Here is a 1,910-nt window from a genome sequence, read left to right as displayed (position 1 = left end):
AAGGCGGTACGTATTCAGTCGATTACAACAACATGCACATAAGCGTTTTAGGCTATACAAGTGAGGCAGATGTATTAGAAAAGCAGCTCGAATGGTTAAAGCAAGATGTGAAAAATTCTGATAAGCCATGGAAAATCCTTGTGACACATAAACCACCTTATTTTACCAATCCGTTTGGCGGAAATGAGATCATGAAGGAAAAGCTGCCACCAGTCGTCGATGAATTAGGGATTGATATTGTGTTTTCCGGCCATGACCATTCATACGGCAGGACGAAAAAGTTGAAGGCAGGACAGGAGGATTCAAACGGAACTGTTTATGTAGTTGCCGGTACAACAGGCAAAAAGCATTACGATGCAGTGGCTGATGAAAAATTCGAATATGTCAATATGGATAACATTGCTGTATCAATAAAGGCAAAGGTTGATAAAGATCAAATTACGTTTACAACCATAACTTCGGATGGGGAAGTAATAGATGAATTTTCGGTTGTGAATGAGGATTATTTTTTGGAAGAGGGAGAATAAATAAAATGGAGTGTCAAGCATCTCCGCCTGGCACTCTGGCTGTAGACAAACTCGAAAACGTGCTTGTCTACAGCCTTATTTATTTGTCAGGTCCTTATTTTTATAAAGGCTTTTATGACCATACAGGAAAAAATCTTCAATCCACAGATTTTCAATAACTGAACGTGAACTTTATCTTTGTCGATAAACTGAGAAAAAGTAATACCACCTTAACACTTAATTTCTGAGATTTAAGCCTTACTAGTTACTCTTTTAGGCTGGAAATCAAAAATAAGGAAAATGCTGCTTAATAAAACGATAAGACCTGCAATCATGCCTAAACTAATTTGTTCATTCAGGAATAATACACCCCATAGCATACCGAATAACGGAATCAAAAATGTCACGCTTAAGGTTTTTGTTGGACCTACACTCTCGATCAGGTAGAAATACAGCAGGTAAGCTATAGCGGTGCAAAGAAGAGCCAGTCCCACAACTGAAAATGCTGCGATTGGAGTGATGACTGCTGGTGATTCTGGCAACTGGAATAATGTGAATGGAATGAGAAGTAAGCTTGCCCCCATTTGCTGCCCAAAAGCAACTGACAAAGGTGGCACTCCACCAAAATTCATTTTAGCGTACACTCCAGCAATGCTATAAGAAACTGTAGAAAGAACAGATAACAAGATTGAAATAATCACTTTTGATGTTAGGGGGATCGGACTCCACCCTACCAGGATAATGACCCCAATCATACCTGATAAAATACCTAGCCATTTTCTTATATTTAACTTTTCCTTCATCCATACCCAAACAACAATTGCAGTGAAAAGGGGAGTCATGGAATTGATAATTGCCGACATAGATGCAGTTATATGAATGGCTGCGAAGGCTATCAGTGTAAATGGTATTGCCGCATTCAATGCTCCGATGATTAAATACTGTTTCCATCGTCGTTTAAATTGTGAAGATTGCCTAATCATAAATATATAAAACAGCAATGCAATGGCGGCAATCGTTACACGGCCTTGAATCGTGAGCATTGGACCAATAATTGGTGAAGCAATACGGATAAATAGGAATGAAGCTCCCCACAAGGCAGCAAGCGCCAACAAAGCTCCGAAGTCTTTTATTTTCATCATTCTGCTCCTCTTGTTATTCTAAAATTAGCTACGTAAACTTCTAAACTTCGAATATTATTTCTAGTGCCTTTACGACTCCTACATCAGTTTTACCATATATCGGCTCAAAGTTTCATTCGAAATCTTGCTCATTCTTTCTGGTGGTTGTTATTTGTGTGTCCTTTCATTTCTATATGAACTAATAGAGAAAATCCAAAAATGTCTAGCATTCACGTAAAATATAAGTGACACAGCCATGAACTGATGATAATATATTTATTCC

Annotated in this window: 3 protein-coding genes; 2 read left to right on the top strand and 1 reads right to left on the bottom strand. The window is 38.2% G+C overall.

The genetic code is table 11. The features are described from left to right. Positions 1–527 (top strand): metallophosphoesterase (locus tag WB217_RS00545; RefSeq protein ID WP_423989640.1); only part of this gene is annotated, 527 nt, incomplete at its 5' end. Between the two features lie 5 nt (positions 528–532). Then, positions 533–685, top strand: a complete 153-nt coding sequence (locus WB217_RS00540) for a hypothetical protein (protein WP_423989638.1) — start codon at positions 533–535, stop codon at positions 683–685. Positions 686–757: 72 nt separating this feature from the next. Here the strand turns inward: WB217_RS00540 and WB217_RS00535 are convergent, their stop codons facing one another. Beyond that, a complete protein-coding gene (locus WB217_RS00535; protein ID WP_423989636.1) occupies positions 758–1,648 on the bottom strand; it encodes a DMT family transporter in 891 nt (296 codons plus the stop codon). Between the last annotated feature and the right edge of the window lie 262 nt (positions 1,649–1,910).

The sequence above is a fragment of the Mesobacillus sp. genome (genome assembly GCF_049588175.1).
Lineage (GTDB): Bacteria > Bacillota > Bacilli > Bacillales > Cytobacillaceae > Mesobacillus.
Note: the sequence above shows the minus strand (reverse complement) of the source record. Positions and strands in the feature narration are given on the sequence as shown.

Excerpts from the sequence above, each read along its gene's own strand:
- WB217_RS00540 (WP_423989638.1), top strand. The coding sequence starts at position 533 with ATGGAGTGTCAAGCATCTCCGCCTGGCACTCTGGCTGTAGACAAACTC.
- WB217_RS00535 (WP_423989636.1), bottom strand. The coding sequence starts at position 1,648 with ATGATGAAAATAAAAGACTTCGGAGCTTTGTTGGCGCTTGCTGCCTTG.